Below are 17554 nucleotides of genomic sequence, written 5' to 3' on the forward strand. Positions count from 1 at the left end.
CCGTACCGCATACCCCCAGCACACCGCCGCCACAGGCCAGAGCGATCACCCACAAAGAAGGAGCAACCCAAACCCTGACCCCGAATGGTCTCTAGTGCCGGCCGGGCGCGGCCTGGCCACGGGCATCTCGGGCGGGCTGCTGTCCACGCCGCTGACCCTGATCACTGCGCCAGGTCAGTCCGACCAGCAAAGCGGCTGCTGCGGCTGATGACCGTCACCCGCACCCCGGCGACCGCCGCCTCAGTCACGGACGGCGGTCGCCGGGGGTTTCACGGCTGGCGGATCGTCGCGGTCTTCGCCGTCACCCAGACCGCCGGCTACGGCTGCCTCTACTACACGTTCCCCGTCCTGCTGCACCCGATCGCGGCCGACCTGCACACCTCGACCGCCGCCGTGACCGGCGCGCTGACCACCGCACTGCTCGCCTCCGCCGCGATGGCGATGCCGGTCGGGGGGTGGCTGGACCGGCACGGCGGCCGCGCGCTCATGACCGTGGGTTCGGCCGCCGGGGCGCTGCTGCTCGTCGCCTGGTCCCAGGTCCAGGCGCTGTGGCAGCTGTACGCGGTGTTCGCCGCGCTCGGCGCCGCGATGGCGATGGCGCTGTACGAACCGGCCACCGCGGTCATCGTCGCCTGGTTCGACCCTGCCCGGCGTGCCAGAGCGCTCCTCGGCATGATCGTCGTGGCCGGATTCGCCAGCACCATCTTCATGCCCCTCGCCGGTCTGCTCGAGGACCGGTACGGCTGGCGGACCACCCTGCTCGTGCTCGCGTCGCTCTACACCGCCATCGCGGTGCCGTTGCACGCGATCGTCATCCGCCGCCCCTCGCACGGCGCAACCATGCACCGGTCGACGCCCGCGACCCGGCGCGCCGGGGTACGCGCGGCGGTCCGCGACACCCGGTTCTGGTGCCTCGCCGTCGCATTCGTCGCTCACGGCGCCGCCATGAGCGCGATGACCGTGCACCTCGTCGGGTTTCTCGTCACCGCCGGCCACTCCGCCACCTTCGCCGCCACGGTCGCCGGACTTCTCGGCGTGCTGTCCGTCACGGGCCGGTTGCTCCTCACCGCTGTACGGCGCCGGTTCCGGCTGCACACCGTCGTCGCCGGCATCTTCACCGTCCAGGCCGCCGCCGCGATGAGCCTGCCGTTCATCGGCGGCACCCGCCTCGGTGCCGTCGTCGCTGTGACGGGGTTCGGCATCGGGTTCGGCGTGGCTAGCCTCGCCACCCCGAGCCTGCTCGCCGACCGGTACGGCACCACCGCCTACGCCAGCATCGCCGGCACCCTCAATACGCCGGTCACCCTCGCCAAAGCCGCCGCACCCGTCGCCGCCGCAGCCCTCTACACCGCCACCGACGCGTACACGCCCGTCCTCGTCACGATCGGCGGCGTGTCCCTCATCGCGGTCGCCGGCATCCTCACCCGCGCCAGCAGTGCTTCGCCGGCGCTCACGCAGACAAGGTTGATGCAGGCCGACACTGACGGGATGATCGTGGAGTTGCGCGCGGAGCCGGACTGCCCGAACCTGGACGCCACGCGGGACCTGTCGTGCGCGTGCCTGGCGGAGGCCGGCCTGCCGGTGACGGTGCGCGAGCGGGTCGGGGACTACCCGTCGCCATCGGTGCTCATCGACGGGCGTGACGTCACCGGCGCCGACCCGCACGGCCCAGCCGTGTGTGTGCTGCGCCCGCCGACCGGTGAGCAGATCCGTGCCGCGCTGCGCGCGGCAACCACCGGACCGGGCGCTTGAGTTAGGAACGGCGGCCACCCCGGTTCGGCTGGGTCAGCGCAGGCGTGCACAGTGGCGCGGGTTGGGCGCTTGCGATGGTAGTAAGCGCCCGCGCGGCCAGCAGCCCATCGGTCGCCGTGTCGAGGTAGGCATCGATCCGGGCAGGCACGGGCGACCCTGTATCGCTGATGCTACGACCGCGCCGCGGCTACCTCCATGGACAGCAGGGAAAGGTCGGCACCTGCTGTTCACTTGACTAGATCCAATTACCTCACTCATCATTGAGTCAATGAACACTGAGCTTTCTCCGGTGCAGCGGCGCGCCCGGATCCACGCCGCCCTCGGCGACCCGGCACGCCTGGCCATCGTCGACACGCTCACCCTCGGCGACGCCTCGCCCGGCGAGATCGCCCGAGCGCTGGACCTGCCGACGAACCTCGTCGCCCACCACGTCAAGGTCCTGCAGGACGCCGGCGTGCTCGTGCGGACCCGCTCCGAAGGCGACCGCCGCCGCACCTACCTGCGCCTCGAACCCGGCACCCTCGCCTCCCTCACGCCGCCGCCGTTGCGGGACGTGCCGCGGGTGGTGTTCGTGTGCACGCACAACTCCGCCCGGTCGCAGCTCGCCGCCGCGCTCTGGACGGACCGGGCCGACATCCCGGCGGCGTCGGCCGGGACCAAGCCCGCGGACCGGGTCCACCCCCGTGCCGTCGCCGTCGCCCGGCGGCACGGCCTCACCATCGACGCGACCGGCACCGCCCACGTCGCCGACGTCGTCAGCGACGCCGACCTGGTCGTCGCCGTCTGCGACAACGCTCACGAGGACCTGACCGCCGGGGTCCGGCCCCGGCTGCACTGGTCGGTCCCGGCGCCCGCGGACACCGACGCCGCGTTCGAAGCCGCCTTCACCGACCTCGCCGCCCGGGTCGACCGTCTCGCCCCCGCCGTGCACTCCGGCTGACGCCGCATCCTTCCGACCACCAGACAGGAACACAAGCTCGTGAACCCCATCCTGTGGCGGCGGCTGCTCGCGGAGCTCCTCGGCACCGCGCTGCTCGTCACCGCCGTCGTCGGCTCCGGCATCATGGCCACCCGCCTCAGCGACGACATCGGCCTGCAACTCCTTGAAAACTCGGTCGCCACCGCCTTCGCGCTCGGCGCGCTCATCCTCACGTTCGGCCCGGTCTCCGGTGCTCACTTCAACCCCGTCGTGTCCGCCGCCGACTGGTACCTCGGCCGCCGCACCGGCACCGGCCTCACCGCCCGAGACCTCGCCGGCTACGTCACCGCCCAGACCGCCGGGGCGATCGCCGGGGCCGTGCTGGCGGACCTGATGTTCAAGCTGCCCGCGATCGACTTCGCGGACAAGGACCGCAGCGGCGGCGACCTGTGGCTCGGTGAGACCGTCGCCACCGCCGGCCTGCTCCTGCTCATCTTCGCCCTCGCCCGGTCCGGCCGGTCAGCCGTGGCACCGGCCGCGGTCGGCGCGTACATCGGCGCCGCCTACTGGTTCACCTCGTCCACCTCGTTCGCCAACCCCGCCGTGACGATCGGCCGCGCGTTCACCGACACCTTCGCCGGGATCGCCTTCGCATCCGTACCGGGATTCATCGCCGCACAGCTCGTCGGCCTCGTCGTCGGCGTCGGGCTGCTCCTCGCGCTCTACCCGTCCGTCGGCGACGCCGCCGGTGACGTCGTCGTCGCCCACCAGGAAGGCAGCACCACCAGATGAGCATCAAGCCCAGCGTCCTGTTCGTGTGCGTCCACAACGCCGGCCGCTCGCAGATGGCCGCCGGTTGGCTGCGCCACCTCGCCGGCGACACCGTCGAGGTCCGCTCCGCCGGCAGCGACCCCGCCGACACGATCAACCCCGTCGCCGTCGAAGCCATGCGCGAGGTCGGCATCGACATCACCGCCAACACCCCGCGCAAGCTCGACTGGGACACCGCCGAGTCCTCCGACGTGCTCATCACGATGGGCTGCGGCGACGTCTGCCCGGTCTTCCCCGGCAAGCGCTACCTCGACTGGACGCTCGACGACCCCGCCGGCCAGGACATCGAAGCCGTCCGTGCCATCCGCGACGCCGTCGAGGCCCGCGTCGAACAACTGCTCACCGAACTCCGCGCCGGTACGCGCTGACGACATTTTTTTCGTGCATGTTTCCTAACTATTGACTGACGCAAATAGTTTCCGGCAGGGTGCCGTGCATGCTCACTCGTCGCGCCCTGCTCGCCATGGTCGGTGCCGCCGGCGGCGCCCTGGTCCTGCCCGTTCCCGCGTTGGGCCTGGCCGCGGACCCGGTCGCCGACGAGTACCGCCGCCTGCTGCTGGTGCACACCCGGTGGGTGCAGCAGCAGTGGGACCCGGCGATCGGCGCGTACCGGTCCGCTGACTTCCGGTTCGCGGCGGTGCTCGGCAACGCCGTGCTGCTCACCACCGACGGCTACGACGCCGAGCTGGCCGGGGTCGACGCGGCCACCCTCCGGCAGCGCACCCTCGCCACGATCACCCGTTTCGCGGCCACCAACCGCCTCAACGGCGGCACCGAGTGGGGCCGGCGGCTCTTCTGGGACTCCACGTTCGAGCTGTACTTCGTGCTCGCCGCACGCCTGCTGTGGGCCGACCTGAGCGCCGCCACCCGGACGCAGGTCGACGCCATCGCCCGCGGGCAGGCCGCGTACGCGTACGGGCTGGGCACCGGCAACGACCCGCTCAGCGGCTCCTGGACACCGAACGGCAGCGCGGGCGGGTACCGCGGCGACACCAAGCTGGAGGAGATGGGCGTCTACGCGCAGGCGATCGCGCCCGGCCTGGCCTGGGCCCCGGCCGGCGACGCCGAGGCGGCCCGCTGGCGGGACCGGTTCGTGTTCTGGTCGGCCAACGCGAGCGGCCTGCCCGCCGCCGACCGCGCCAACCCGGCGGTCGTGGACGGCCGCCCGGTCAGCGCGAACGTCGCGCACAACCTGCACGACACGTTCGTCGTGGAGAACCACGAGTCGGTCAACCCGCACTACCAGGCCGAGCTGTGGCGCACCGCGGGACGGGCCGCCGCGCACTTCCTCGCCGCCGGCAAGCCCCTGCCGCAGGTCCTCACCCAGCAGCCCAACGGGCGCGAGCTCTGGGCCACGATCCGCCTGCTCACCAGCGACGCGGGCGAGCCCGTGATGCCCATGGTCGCCGACCGCTACCACCTGTACGGGCGTGACGTGCTGCCGCTGGCGTTCCTGGCCCAGGTGCAGGGCGACCGGCACGCCGCCCGCGCCGAGGCCGACCTGGCCGCCCGGCTCATGCCGTACCTGCGGTACGCCCCCGAGTACCGGCTGACGAAGTTCAGCGGCGAGGAGAAGTACGAGCCGGAGGCCCGCGCCGAACTCGCCATCGCCTACCTGTTCCACCGCTGGCGCGCCACCCCGGTGACGCCGGTGACCAGCTCCGAGTTCTTCGCGGCCGCCGCGGGGGTCCGCGACTTCGGCGCGGCCGTCGGGTTGACCGCGCACCAGAGCGTCACCGGCTTCGCGGCCGCCGTCACGAAGCCCGGCTACGTCCGGTTCCTGTGGCAGCCCGGACACGACAACTGGCTGATCGACACCCGGGCGCCGGCGTTCCTGCCGGCCCAGACCGCGGCGCCGACCCGGCAGTGGACCGGCGCGTACGTCGCGTCCCGGGACGGCGTCGACGCCACCGTCACGGTGCTGCAGACCGCCGCCGGGTGGGCAGGCTACGCCACGCTTCCCACCGGCACCGTCGTCTACGCCGGCCCCGGTCCGTCCTCGCTGACCCTGTTCAACCTGAACATGCCGGGAGTGCCCGGCCTCGACGGCGCGCGCACCTTCACCGGTTCCGGCGGCGCCGTGACCCCCGCCGCCGGGCTCGGCGACGGCGGCACCGACGAGGTCACGTTCCCCGCGCGTGCGGCCCGGCACGTGCGCTTTCTCGGCCGGTCGGCCGCCGGCGTGTACGGCTACTCGCTGTACGCCTTCGAGGCCCTCGACGCCGCGGGCACCGACCGGGCGCGCGGCCGCACGGTCACCGCGTCATCGGCCGACCCGGCCTACCCGGCCGTCAACGCCGTCGACGGTGACGCGGGCACCCGGTGGGCGGTCTCGCGGGAGGAGCGCGGCCGCGCCGACAGCTGGCTCGCCGTCGACCTCGGCAGCACCGTCCAGCTCACCGGCGTGCGGTTGCGGTGGGAGGTCGCGTACGCCACGTCGTACCTCATCCAGACCTCGACCGACGGCAGCACCTGGACGACGGCGGTCACCGCGCCCATGACCGCGACACTGGGCGCCTGGGCGGACATCGACGGCCGCGCCGGCCTCGTCGCGCACGGCGCCGCCGGTCCGATCACGGCGTCGGCGGCGAGCGTCACCATCCCGGCCGCCAACCTCATCGAGGGCTACACCGGCGCCCGCACCGACCTGGCCACCGTGGCGAGCCGGCGGCTGCCCACCGGCGGGCCGGCGACGCTGCGCGTCAGTGACGCCGACGGCTACCTGACGTTGCTGAACCTCTCCCCCACCGCCCTGAACGGTGTGGTGCTGGCACTGCCGCGCGGCGACCGGCTGTACCGCGGCGTGTCGGTCGTCCGGTCCGACGGTGGCCTGGACCTCACCGCCTCCGTGCCGGCCGGCACCGGCGCGGTCCGGCCCGCCAGGTTCACCCTGACCGGCCGCGCACCGGCGGGCACCAGGTTCTCCGTCGCCGACTCACACAACGTCACCATCACCGCGCCCGCCGGCGCCGCCGTCGACGTGGGCCTCGCGGCCGGTGCCTGGTCGGCGGCCGCCCAGGTGCCCGCCGGGGCAAGCAGGAGCTTCGCCGTGCCGGTCAACGGGCCGGTCACCCCCACCACCGACCTGGCTCGCGGGCACGTCACGTTCCCCACCTCGCCGCTGCCCGCCGGCATGGGCGAGCCGTCGTACGCCGTCGACGGCAACCCCGGCACCGCCTGGCGTCCGGGCCCCAACGGGCGGATGGTCGTCGACCTGGGCGAGTCCCGCGCCGTGGCGAACGTCTCGCTGACCTGGACCGGCGGCACCCGACGTACGCCGCGCATCGAGACCTCGACCGACGGCGCGACCTACACCGTCTTCAGCGGGCCGGTGTCCGCGCGCTACGTCGCGGTGGCCGTGCCCGGCTGGACCACCGGCGACGCGGAGCTCACCGACCTGTCGGTCACCGCGTAGGCCGCATCCATCCGGCCACGGACGCCGGATCGCCGTCGACCGGCTCAGTGCCCGGCCGGGTCGCTGCCGCCGGGCGGGGCGCTGGCATCGATGCCGAGCGCCCGGCCCCGTGCCAGCTCCTCGAACTTCCTCAACCGCGCTGCCCGGCGGGCGGCCGCATTGGAACCGTCCAGCTGACCGGCGAACGCGGCCCGGGCGGCGGCGACCATGCCGGCGGCCACGGCCGGGTACGCGCGGGCGATGGCCCACAGCGCTTCCTCGGTCTCCATGTCGAGCCCGTTGCAGGAGTAGATCCCGCCACCGGTGGTCACCGAGGCCAGCAGCTCCTCGAAGATCACCCGCTGCTCATGCTCGTCGGGATGGTCCAGGCGCACCGCCTCATGCTACGGACGGTCGTCCCCCTTGTCGGTGGGCGGCACGGTTTGACCGTCCACCCGGCGGGTAGCCCGCGCCAGCACCCCGGAGGGAGTGATCGGCGATGTCGACCCGCACGCTGCCTGAGCTGTTCACCTGGCTGGAGCACGCCCGCCTCGCCGGCGACGTGCACTACGACGAGCGGCAGCGCTCGTGGATGGTGCTCGGGCATCCCGAGGTCACGGCGGTGCTCGGCGACCCGCACCGGTTCTCGTCCGACCTGGACGACCTCCTGCCCCGCCAGGAGGACCTGGAGCTGTTCCGGCGCGGCAACTTCGTCCGGATGGACCCGCCCCGGCACGACGCGCTGCGGCGGCTGGTGAGCCGGGCGTTCACCCCGCGGGTGGTCGCCGGGCTCGCCCCGCGCATCACCGCGGTCACCGGGGAACTGCTCGACCAGGTCGCCGGGGCGCGGCGCTTCGACCTGGTCGACGACGTGGCGTACCCGCTGCCGGTCATCGTCATCGCCGAGCTGCTCGGCATCCCCGCGGCGGACCGGCCGGTGTTCCGGCGGTGGGCCGACGCGCTGTTCGAACGGCCCGAGATGGGCCCGGACGAACCGCTGACCCGGATGATGGACGACCAGGCGGTCCGCACGGTCGCACCGGTGCTGCGGGAGATGAACGAGTACCTCCTGCGGCACGTCCGCACGCGACGCGCGGACCCCGGCGACGACCTCACGAGCGGGCTGGTGCACGCGGAGGCCGACGGTGAGCAGCTCGACGACGAGGAGATCATCGGCTTCGTCGGGCTGCTGCTGCTCGCCGGGCACATCACGACGACGGCGACGCTGGGCAACACGGTCGCCGCTCTCGACCGGCACCCGGACGCGGTGGCGCGGCTGCGGGCCGACCCGTCGCTGCTCCCCGATGCGATCGAAGAGGTGCTGCGCCTGCGCACCCCGTTCCCGCGCCTGGTGCGGCGGGCCACCGCCGACACCGTCGTCGGCGGCGTGACGGTGCCGGAGGGCGACGTCGTCACCGCATGGCTGGCCGCCGCCAACCGCGACAGCCGCGTCTTCACCGACCCGGCGCGCTTCGACATCACCCGCAACCCGAACCCGCACCTGACGTTCGGGCACGGCATCCACTTCTGCATCGGCGCGCCGCTGGCCCGGCTGGAGGCGCGGATCGCCATGGAGCTGCTGCAGCGGCGGTACCGGACGATCACCGTCGACACCGACGCGGCAGTGTTCCGCAACCCGTGGGTGATGCTGGCCCCGACGAAGCTGCCAGTGGAGGTCACCCTGTTTCCCGAAGCACACTCTGATTAACGGATGACCGGTGGCAGCAGGCCCGCCTGGCGGGCCCGGTACAGCCAACCCGGGTACTCGGCCATCATCAGCTCGAACAGCTGCTCGTCCGCGACTGCCGTCGGGCTCTGCACCGAGAACATGTCGGCGTTGTCCACGTACCTTCCCTTGAGCTCGTCCAGCTCTCGCAGGAAGGCGAACCTCCCGGAACCCAACGCCATGAACTGCCAGAAGATCGGCTCGTACGAGCTGGACCGCAGCTGTTCGACGGTGAGGTCCCGGTCTTCGGGCAACCCGTCGGTGACGAACATGACGTACACCGGCACCGGGCAGCCGACCGGTGCCCGTCGGGGGGCGTCGCTGCCGAAATACCTGCGACGCACGAGTTGCATCGCGGCGGCGTAACAGGTGGCCGCCTTCAGCATGCTTCGCTCCACCGTACGCGAGACGTACCCGTCCACGTTGGCCAGAGCAAGCGAGCCCATGTCGTATCCCTCTCTGCCGAACAGGAACACATCGACCCGCTCGTCGTCGTCGAAGCGCATGCCCAGCGCGAGCACCCGTTCGGCGAGGGCCTGCACCTCGCCGCTGTCGTAGAGGTCGCGCATCGAGGCGGAGATGTCCAGACACAGTGCGACGCGGGCGGTGTGCGTGTCGAGGCCCCGCTTGGCGAGGCTGACGGCAGCCTGTTTGGTCAGCGACAGCAGTTGCGGGGACGCGGCGCCGACGCGCGTCTCCATGTGCCCGAGGCGCGCTCGCTTGTGGAGAACGGCGGGCATCGGCGCACCGGGCCCGGCCTGATTCGGTTGCCAGGCCGGGGTCGCTGGCGGTGGTGGCGGTTGCCAGGGCCGGCCCGCTGGCGGACTCGGTGACGGTCGCCAGGCCGGGGCTGCTTGTAGGCTCGGTGGCGGTCGCCAGGCCGGGGCTGCTTGTGGGCTCGGTGGCGGTTGCCAGGCCGGGGTCGGCGGCGGGGTCGGCGGCGGTTGCGATACCGGGGGCGGTGGTGCGGCCGCTGGTGCCGGCTCGTCATCGGTGACCGTCACGCCGAAGTCCTGCGCGAACCCCGCCAGCCCTGACGCGTAGCCCTGCCCTACCGCGCGCAGCTTCCATCCGGCGCCGCGCCGGTACACCTCCGCGAACAGCAACGCCGTCTCGCTCGCCGCGTCGTCGACCTGGAACCGCGCGATCTCAGCCCCGCTCGTCGCGTCCAGCACCGCGAGATACAGCTCCGGCACCGACCCGAACGTGCCGCCGTCGGTCGAGCCGCCGATCACGACCCGGTCCACGGCGGGCGGCAGGCGGGCCGGGTCGATCGCGAGCGTCTCACGAGCCGCCGCCTTGCCTTCGTGGCGCACCACTCCGCTCGGGTGCGCGGGCTGGTTGTAGAAGACCATGTCCGTGTCGCCGCTCACCTTGCCGTCGGCGCCGAGGATCAGGACGCAGCCGTCCACCTCGGGCACTCCCGCACCCGGCCGCCAGCCGATCACCGCACGCAGCGGGGCGACCGGCAGCGTCATGTTCTGCCCCTTGGCCAGCAACATGGCGCAACGATAACGCCGGGCGACAACACCGGTCGGCCGAGCGCGCCCGGCCATGCCGATGACGGTCAGAAGGGCTGTTCGAGGACCTGCGGTCGCCGCATGCGGGCGCCGGGGATCTCGGCCTGGCGGGTTGCGCCGACCGCTCGTCTGCGGATCTCGGCCGACGTCAGGGATCGTCGTGCGGCGGCCGCGGGCGTGTACGTCTCGGTGTATTCGATGTAGGTGGACTGGCCCGGCAGTGAGATCGCGGCGCTGAGCGGGTCGACCAGGCCGGCCTGCAGGGCGAGCGGGCCGCCGAGCAGCACCCCGTACTTGATCGAGCCGCCGGCGTGGCTGAAGTACGCCTCCGTCTGCGGGCTGAGCGTGCCGGGCGTCGAGAGCAGCAGCGGGCCGAGGCACGAGCCGACCATGGCGCCGCCGGTGAGCGCGTCGAACCAGGTCGACGCGGTGGCCACGGCCGCGGTACGCGGGCTGCTGAAGAAGAACTCGGCGACGGCGACCGCGGTCTCGAACTCGGTCGCGCCGTAGACCGGCCAGTACCGCAGCGACTTCCAGGACGGCATCTGCCGGCGCTGGAACGCGCCTTGCAGGGCCCGCGCGCCGGGACCGCCGACGCCGACCATCATCGTGCCGGTGTTCGGGTCGGGGTTGAGGGTGTTGAGGTAGGCGGCGGTCGCGGCCGGCATCGTGTCGCCGGCGGTGAGGACGATGACGGTGCCGGGGTTCGCGCCGGCGGCGGCGCCCGCGGCGAGCGCGTCGTAGTACTTCAGCGACGTCGCGACGATCACCGCCTTCGGCGACGGGGTGATGGCCTTGGCGATGGCGACCGCGGTGTCGTACTCGTTCTGCCCCCACAGCCGCGTGACGGTGTAGCCCATCGCCCTCACCTGGTTCTCGACCTGGGTGGACAGGGCGATGGTGCCGCCGAGGAGGTAGACGGTGCCGGTGTTGCCGAGGACCCGCCTGATCTCGTCCTTCGTCGCCGGGTCCAGGCTGCCGCGCGGAGTGATGAGCAGCGGGCCTTCCTTCGCCACCGCGAGGGCGGAGCCGCCGAGGGCGTCCTGGTACGTGTCGTCGCGGGAGAGCACGACGGCCTTGGCCTGTGGGCGGATGCCGTCGTCGACGCCGCGGTCGGCCCAGTTGTAGCGGGAGGTGGCGATCGACGTGCCCAGCGCCGTCTGACCCCAGACCCGCTCGACGTAGTTGCCCGTGATCGGCTGCCAGGTGGGTTCGGTCGCCCACTCAACGAGGAGTTTCAGCTCCTTGGTCTGCACGTCGATGCGGTGCACTCCATGCGGGCCGCCGGTGAGCGGACTGAAGTAGCACAGGATGTATCTGCCGTCGGGCGACCAGGCCGGGTCGTAGTACGCCCCGGCCTCGGTGGTGAGCTGGACCTCGTTGCGGCCGTCGGCGTCCGCGACGAACAGGTGCCGGACGGCGTCGCCGATGGGACCTCGCTCGAACACCAGCTTCGAGCCGTCCGGCGAGAAGTCCGGCTCGGTGCCGTTCGTCACGATCTTGGTGATCTGCTTGAAGTTGTCGATGCGGTAGATGTCGCGCTGGATGCCGGTCACGCGGACGAACACGGCGGTGCCGGTGGACGAGATCGCCGGGGCCAGGTCGCCGCCGTAGCCGGCGCCGGGCGAGGTGTACGGCTGCTCGCCGCCCGACCAGGTGCCGTCCGAAGCCGTGTAGTGCAGCTGGCCGTAGCCGACGAAGAAGAGGAACCGGCCGTCGGGGGTGATCGCCGGCGCGCTGGCCTGCGGGCCGGTCAACCACGGGAACGCGAACCGTGCGGTGCCGTCCGGCTTCACCGACGTCGGCGTGTAGGTGTCGGAGGTGTAGTAGAACCGGCTGCCGTCCGGTGCCCAGCACCCCGGACCGGTGGTGCCGGAGCTCTCATTGTTGAGGGATGCGAGCAGCTTCGGCGACGAACCGTCCGCGTCGGCGATCCAGTAGTCGTGGTGGAGCTTGTACGTGATCTTCCCGGGTGTTCCGGGTGTCGCGGCACGCGCGGCCCGATCGCCGAGAACGACGGCCGGCGCGGCGGCGGCGACCGCCGCGGCGGCGGCACCGCGCATGGCGGCCCGCCGCGTGAGCTCGAACGACAACGGCCCGCCCTCCCATGCACCGGCCCGCCCCGATCGGTGGCCGGCGCGAAGCATAAAACGAAGATCACTTCCGCACCATGGGCCTCACGGGCCACACCTGCGGCCGCGCGGTGCACCGGTGCCGATTTGGGCGGTTTCGGTACCGGCATCCGGGTCGCAACATAGTGATGAACGCCAAAGTGACGAAATTCGTCGCTTGGAAGCTCGTTTATGACGAGTTCGTAAGATCTATGGACAGGAAAGTGGCGCTGCTCGTAGAGTCGGGCATCTTCCGCTGATCCTGGAGATGACGTTGAACATTGCCGCCCAGGAAAGTCCCTCGCTTTCCGCGACCGAACTGCACGCCGCGGCGACCGTCGTGGAAGGCAGCACGGTCATCGAGCTGTCCGAAGCCCACCTCGACCGCATCCGCCGTGGTGGCGTCACCGCCGTCAACCACACCGTGACCAGGCCCTACGCGGACACCGTCACCGCGCTGCGCGAGGTCAACCAGTGCCGCCGCTGGATCGACGCGCACGCCGACCGGGCGCTGCTCGCCACGAGCGTCGCCGACATCGAGCGGGCCAAGGCCGAGGGCAAGGAGGCGGTGATCCTCGGGCCGCAGGACACCGAGATGATCGGGGTCGACCTCGACCTGCTCGGCACGTTCTACGACCTCGGCGTGCGCATCCTCCAGCTGACGTACCAGCGGCAGAACCTGCTCGGCGCCGGCTGCGGAGAGAACGTCGACCCCGGCCTGACGCACAAGGGCCGCATCTTCGTCGAGGCGATGAACGAGATCGGCATCGTCGTGGACGTCTCGCACTGCGGGCAGCGCACCGGCCTGGACGCCATGGAGGCGTCCAGGACGCCCGTCGTCGTCACCCACTCGTTCTGCGACGCGATCTCGCCCCACATCCGGGCGAAGGACGACGCCTTCCTGCGCACCCTCGGCCAGCAGGGCGGCGTCATCGGCATCACCACCCTCTCGGGGTTCCTGTACTACCCGGACGAGCCGACCCGGCGTCCGGACCTGACCCGCTTCGTGGAGCACCTCAGTCACGTCGTGGAGGTCGCGGGCATCGACCACGTCGCGATCGCCACCGACTACGACGAGACGCTCACCGAGGCGATGCGTGCCGAGCAGCTCAAGGACAAGGAGTTCAAGAGCCTGCTCGGCGACTGGAAATGGGAGGAGCGGCGGGCGATCGGCATGGACGACGCCGCCGACTTCCCGAACTTCACCGAGGCGCTCCTGGCCGGAGGTTTCTCTCCGGCCGACGTGACGAAGGTCCTCGGCGGCAACTGGCTGCGGGTGTTTGGGGAGGCATGGAGCCCGGCCGGCCGGTAGGCGCGAGTTGAGAGATCAGCCAAGGAGACCCATGAGAACGCATTTCATGACCAGAGTGCTGGCGGTGGGCGTCGTCGCGGCGCTCGTGGCCGGTTGCTCCGGCGGCGAGCCCCCGAACAGTGACAACGGCGCCAGCACCAATGACGGCCTGACCAAGAACATCCGCCTGGAGGACGAGTCGCAGCCCTCCGGCACGCCGAAGGCCGGCGGCCGGCTGCGGATCATGATCCGGCTGGACGCGAACGAGCTCGACCCCCACAAGATGTCCGAGACCTCGGCTTTCGTCATCAACGAGCAGATCTACGAATCGCTCGTGGAGTCCTACCGCGGCGAGATCAAGCCCTCCATCGCCGAGTCGTGGGAGCAGAGCGCCGACGGGCTCACCCTGACGTTCAAGCTGCGCGACAACGCGTACTTCCACAGCGGGCGCAAGGTCACGTCGGCCGACGTGAAGTACTCGATCGAGCGGATCAAGAACCCGGCGACCCGCGCTCCGCGCGCCCGCAGCTACGAGGGCATCAGCGCGGTCGAGACGCCCGACGAGCGCACGGCCGTGCTCAAGCTCAGCAAGCCCAACGCGGCCATCCTGACCCTGCTGTCCACCGCCGCCTCGTCCATCGTGGACAAGACGGTGGTCGACGAGAAGGGCGGGCTCAACACCGCCGTCGACGGCGGCAGCGGCCCGTTCAAGATCGCGACGCGGACGGCCGGGCAGACCATCAAGCTCGACAAGCACACGCAGTACTGGCAGTCCGGGCTGCCGTACCTCGACGGCATGGACTTCACGTTCAACCCGGACGACAACGCCCGCGCCGCCGCGGTGCGCAGCGGCACCGTCGACTTCCTCTGGCGGCCCGCGCCGGAGTTCATCGACGCGCTGAAGAAGGACGAGAAGCTCAAGTGGTACGGCGGCTCCGGCTCGCTGTCGCTGCACCTGCGGCTCAACACGTCCAAGGCGCCGTACGACAACGTGAAGGTCCGCCAGGCGATCTACTACGCACTGGACCGGCAGGAGATCCTCAACGTCGCCAACTCCGGCTTCGGCACCGCGCTCAACGCGGGCTACCTGCCGCCGGACCGCTACGGCGCGCTCACCACACCGATGTACGGCAAGGCTGACATCGACAAGGCCAAGCAGCTGCTCACCGAGGCGGGCTTCCCGAACGGCTTCGAGGCCAAGCTCATGGTCATCGCCACCTCGGCGTTCCAGGTGCGCTCGGCCGAGGTCGAGCAGCAGCAGCTGGCGAAGATCGGCATCAAGGTGACCATCGAGTCGGTCGAGTCGACGATCGCCGACACGAAGACCAAGTCGGGCGAGTTCGACATGTACCAGTCCGGCTTCGGCCTCACCTACGACCCGGACGAGCGGTTCAGCGCCAGCTTCCTCAAGGGCGGCGGCCTGAACTACGGCAACTGGAGCGACCCCGAGTACGAGGCGCTCATCGTCCAGGCCCGCTCCGAGCTCGACAAGGACAAGCGCTCGGCGCTGTACCAGCAGGCCGAGAAGATCCTGGCCGAGCGCGGCCCGGTCGCGATGACGTTCCTCAACGCCGACTTCGACGTCGTGCAGAAGGACGTCCTGGGCTACCGCGGCGACCCGACCCCGACGTACCGCTTCTACCGCAGCCTCTGGCTCAACCGATGACCCTCCGGAGGGGCGCCCGGGTGTGGGCGCCCCTCCGGAGCACCTCGCAACGAAAGGCACCGGCATGGAAGACCTCCCGCTGAGCCACCGCTACATCATCGCCGCCCGGCTCAAGGGCTACCTCAACAAGCACGCCGAGTCCGTCGCCCTGCTCACCGAGGCCCTCGAACTGGAGCCGGGCGACCCGCGCCTGCTGCGCTTCCGCGGCCACCGGCGGATCTCCGTCCGCGACTACGCCGGCGCGATCGAGGACCTGCGGGCCGCCGCGGACCGTCTCGGCGACGTCGAGGACGAGCACGAGATGTACCAGCCCGAGGTCGAGAAGGACGTCGTCAGCCTGATCCTCGGCCGGCCCGACGCGGTGCGGCCGCAGCACCTCACCGACACGATGGCGGCCGCCGACCCGGCCGCGCTGGCGCGGTACAACACCACCCTGCACACGTCGGTCTGGTACCACCTGGGCGTGGCCCAGTACCTCGACGGCGACCTCGAGGGCTGCCTGGAAAGCTTCCACAACGCCGAGCGCTGCGCCCGCCACCAGGAGGGGATCGTCGCGTCGCAGGACTGGCAGTACATGGCGCTGCGCCGGCTCGGCCGGGCCGACGACGCCGACGCCGTCCTGGACCGGTTCCGCGGCATCGCCGTCGTCGACGAGGACCACCTCGTCGGCTACGAGGGCCGGATGCGCCTCTACACCGGCGAGCTGACCCCAGAGCAGCTGTGGGCGATGTGCGACGGCGACAGCCTCAAGACCGTGACCCAGGGCTACGGCCTGGGAAACTGGCACTACTACAACGGCGACGTCGCCCGGGCCCGCGAGGTCTTCGACGGCGTCCTGAAGACCGGCGTCACGCACGCCTTCGCCTATCTGGCGGTCACCTCCGAATACTCCCGCAACCCCGACTTCGCAACGGCGACCAAGGAGCACTGAGCATCATGGCGATCATCCGGGCCGAGATCGGCCACCGCGACCAGGAGACCAAAGAGGCGATCATCGCCGAGCTGACCGACGTCCTGGTGAAGTACGGCTCGCCGCGGGAGAACACCCACGTCCTGCTGTACGAGGTCTCCTACGACAACTGGGCCAAGGGCGGCGTGACGTACAACAACCGGAAGAAGAAGGCCCAGGAGGGCTCGTGACCGGCCCGCACGTACTGCTCACCCCGAACCTCGCCGAGCTCGTCCCAGGCCTGGCGGCCGACTACCCGCACTGCCGCTTCACGCCGATCCCCGACGACGAACCGGTCCGCGACGAGTGGCTCGACGCCGAGATCATCCTGCGCAGCGCGATGAACGAGGACACATTCGAGGAGCTGCTCAGCAAATGCGAGCGGCTGCGCTGGGTCCAGATCACCGCCGCCGGCTTCGACTGGGTCGGCGGCGCGGTCTGGCAGCACCGCCTCGACGAGGGCCTCGTCTACACCCGCTCACCGAACTCCTACAACGTGCCGATCGCCGAATACGTCATCGGCGCCATGCTCATGCACGGCCGCGCGTTCCCGGCGCTGCGCGAGGCCCAGCAGCGGCACGAATGGATCCGCCTCGTCGGCAAGGACGTCATCGGCAGCACGACCCTGGTGTTCGGCACGGGCGGGATCGGCTCCGAGGTGGCGTGGCGCGCGACCGCCCTGGGCTCCACCGTGATCGGCGTCAACCGCACCGGCTCCCCCGTCGACGGCTTCGCCCGGGTGGTGGCCTTCGGCGACCATTTCGCGCTCCTGCCCGAGGCGGATGCCGTGGTACTGGCGATGCCGCTCACCACGGAGAACCGGTACTTCTTCGGAGCGGAACACTTCGCGGCCATGCGGCCCGACGCGGTGCTGGTCAACGTCGGCCGCGGCGCGCTGGTCGTCGAGGACGCGCTGGTCGAGGCGATGCACACCGGTCGGATCGGCGGCGCCGTGCTCGACGTCTTCGAGGAGGAGCCGCTGCCGGCTGCGCACCGGCTGTGGGACCTGCCGAACACGACGATCACCCCGCACACGTCGTTCCGGGGCTCGGGCAACCTGCAACGCCTCGGCGCCGACTTCCGCGCCAACCTCGACCGGTACTTGTCCGGCGAGCCCCTCGCCGGCACCCACCGCCAGCCGGCCCTCGGCTACTGACAGCACTACGTTCAGGGTTCGAGTCCCTGGCGGCACACCGACCGCACCATTGCGCGAACCGGTGATCCTATTTCGTCGGTGCCCTCGTCCAAGTCGGGCGGGGGCGCTGGCGTGTCTGGGGTGGGAATTAGGCTCTGGCGCGCTTTCCGGATGCTGTTGGTGATCTTGGCTGGTTGATCAGTTTGCAGCGCGTCGTTGCCGGGCGCGGAGGTGCGTCGATGCTGGGATAGCAGGATGTC

15 protein-coding genes are annotated in these 17554 nt (G+C 71.3%); 11 read left to right on the forward strand and 4 right to left on the reverse strand.

Translation table 11 applies throughout. The features are described 5' to 3' along the window. Positions 1-207: 207 nt before the first annotated feature. The 5 genes from ACZ6TV_RS54080 to ACZ6TV_RS54100 all read left to right on the forward strand — a co-directional run bounded on the left by ACZ6TV_RS54080 (position 208) and on the right by ACZ6TV_RS54100 (position 6917). Entirely contained in the window at positions 208-1752 is a 1545-nt protein-coding gene (locus tag ACZ6TV_RS54080) for an MFS transporter (RefSeq protein ID WP_465309372.1), read from the forward strand. A 268-nt stretch (positions 1753-2020) separates the two neighbouring features. Beyond that, positions 2021-2692, forward strand: coding sequence for an arsenate reductase/protein-tyrosine-phosphatase family protein (locus ACZ6TV_RS54085; protein WP_465309374.1), 672 nt, complete (start codon positions 2021-2023; stop codon positions 2690-2692). Positions 2693-2731: 39 nt separating this feature from the next. Next, entirely contained in the window at positions 2732-3463 is a 732-nt protein-coding gene (locus tag ACZ6TV_RS54090; protein ID WP_465309376.1) for an aquaporin, read from the forward strand. Next, a complete protein-coding gene (locus tag ACZ6TV_RS54095; protein WP_465309378.1) occupies positions 3460-3870 on the forward strand; it encodes an arsenate reductase ArsC in 411 nt (136 codons plus the stop codon). The genes ACZ6TV_RS54090 and ACZ6TV_RS54095 overlap by 4 nt, the downstream gene beginning before the upstream one ends. A 68-nt stretch (positions 3871-3938) precedes the next feature. Next, positions 3939-6917 carry a discoidin domain-containing protein gene (locus ACZ6TV_RS54100; protein ID WP_465309380.1) on the forward strand — a complete coding sequence of 993 codons (2979 nt, stop codon included), beginning with the start codon at positions 3939-3941 and terminating at the stop codon, positions 6915-6917. 44 nt (positions 6918-6961) lie between these two features. On the opposite strand, the gene ACZ6TV_RS54105 is transcribed toward ACZ6TV_RS54100, so the two are convergent. Further along, positions 6962-7291, reverse strand: coding sequence for a hypothetical protein (locus ACZ6TV_RS54105; RefSeq protein ID WP_465309382.1), 330 nt, complete (start codon positions 7289-7291; stop codon positions 6962-6964). Positions 7292-7395: 104 nt separating this feature from the next. Between ACZ6TV_RS54105 and ACZ6TV_RS54110 the strand changes: the two genes are divergently transcribed. Then, complete coding sequence (locus ACZ6TV_RS54110) at positions 7396-8604, forward strand: cytochrome P450 (RefSeq protein ID WP_465309384.1); 1209 nt, start codon at positions 7396-7398, stop codon at positions 8602-8604. On the opposite strand, the gene ACZ6TV_RS54115 is transcribed toward ACZ6TV_RS54110, so the two are convergent. Together ACZ6TV_RS54115 and ACZ6TV_RS54120 are read right to left on the reverse strand one after the other, a co-directional pair. After that, positions 8601-10178, reverse strand: a complete 1578-nt coding sequence (locus tag ACZ6TV_RS54115; RefSeq protein ID WP_465309386.1) for a VWA domain-containing protein — start codon at positions 10176-10178, stop codon at positions 8601-8603. The genes ACZ6TV_RS54110 and ACZ6TV_RS54115 overlap by 4 nt on opposite strands. Before the next feature lie 11 nt (positions 10179-10189). Continuing rightward, positions 10190-12235 (reverse strand): cell wall-binding repeat-containing protein, encoded by a 2046-nt coding sequence (locus ACZ6TV_RS54120; protein ID WP_465309388.1) that lies wholly within the window; start codon positions 12233-12235, stop codon positions 10190-10192. A 286-nt stretch (positions 12236-12521) separates the two neighbouring features. On the opposite strand from ACZ6TV_RS54120, the gene ACZ6TV_RS54125 reads away from it, so the two are divergent. The 5 genes from ACZ6TV_RS54125 (at position 12522) to ACZ6TV_RS54145 (ending at position 17315) form a co-directional block, all read left to right on the forward strand. After that, positions 12522-13565, forward strand: coding sequence for a dipeptidase (locus ACZ6TV_RS54125; protein ID WP_465309390.1), 1044 nt, complete (start codon positions 12522-12524; stop codon positions 13563-13565). Between the two features lie 31 nt (positions 13566-13596). After that, complete coding sequence (locus ACZ6TV_RS54130; RefSeq protein WP_465309392.1) at positions 13597-15210, forward strand: ABC transporter substrate-binding protein; 1614 nt, start codon at positions 13597-13599, stop codon at positions 15208-15210. Positions 15211-15274: 64 nt separating this feature from the next. Beyond that, positions 15275-16141, forward strand: coding sequence for a hypothetical protein (locus ACZ6TV_RS54135; protein WP_465309394.1), 867 nt, complete (start codon positions 15275-15277; stop codon positions 16139-16141). A gap of 5 nt (positions 16142-16146) precedes the next feature. Beyond that, a complete protein-coding gene (locus ACZ6TV_RS54140) occupies positions 16147-16350 on the forward strand; it encodes a tautomerase family protein (protein WP_190253310.1) in 204 nt (67 codons plus the stop codon). Beyond that, positions 16347-17315 carry a D-2-hydroxyacid dehydrogenase gene (locus ACZ6TV_RS54145; protein ID WP_465309396.1) on the forward strand — a complete coding sequence of 323 codons (969 nt, stop codon included), beginning with the start codon at positions 16347-16349 and terminating at the stop codon, positions 17313-17315. The genes ACZ6TV_RS54140 and ACZ6TV_RS54145 overlap by 4 nt, the downstream gene beginning before the upstream one ends. An 11-nt stretch (positions 17316-17326) precedes the next feature. Here ACZ6TV_RS54145 and ACZ6TV_RS54150 read toward each other — a convergent pair. Beyond that, a partial coding sequence (locus tag ACZ6TV_RS54150) for a hypothetical protein (protein ID WP_465309398.1) occupies positions 17327-17554 on the reverse strand: 228 nt, incomplete at its 5' end.

Source organism: Dactylosporangium sp. NPDC051087 (assembly GCF_055586325.1).

Coding starts and splice junctions, on each gene's coding strand:
- ACZ6TV_RS54130 (WP_465309392.1), top strand. CDS start 13,597: ATGAGAACGCATTTCATGACCAGAGTGCTGGCGGTGGGCGTCGTCGCG.
- ACZ6TV_RS54135 (WP_465309394.1), top strand. CDS start 15,275: ATGGAAGACCTCCCGCTGAGCCACCGCTACATCATCGCCGCCCGGCTC.
- ACZ6TV_RS54115 (WP_465309386.1), bottom strand. CDS start 10,178: ATGGCCGGGCGCGCTCGGCCGACCGGTGTTGTCGCCCGGCGTTATCGT.
- ACZ6TV_RS54085 (WP_465309374.1), top strand. CDS start 2,021: ATGAACACTGAGCTTTCTCCGGTGCAGCGGCGCGCCCGGATCCACGCC.
- ACZ6TV_RS54140 (WP_190253310.1), top strand. CDS start 16,147: ATGGCGATCATCCGGGCCGAGATCGGCCACCGCGACCAGGAGACCAAA.
- ACZ6TV_RS54095 (WP_465309378.1), top strand. CDS start 3,460: ATGAGCATCAAGCCCAGCGTCCTGTTCGTGTGCGTCCACAACGCCGGC.
- ACZ6TV_RS54100 (WP_465309380.1), top strand. CDS start 3,939: ATGCTCACTCGTCGCGCCCTGCTCGCCATGGTCGGTGCCGCCGGCGGC.
- ACZ6TV_RS54110 (WP_465309384.1), top strand. CDS start 7,396: ATGTCGACCCGCACGCTGCCTGAGCTGTTCACCTGGCTGGAGCACGCC.
- ACZ6TV_RS54080 (WP_465309372.1), top strand. CDS start 208: ATGACCGTCACCCGCACCCCGGCGACCGCCGCCTCAGTCACGGACGGC.
- ACZ6TV_RS54125 (WP_465309390.1), top strand. CDS start 12,522: ATGACGTTGAACATTGCCGCCCAGGAAAGTCCCTCGCTTTCCGCGACC.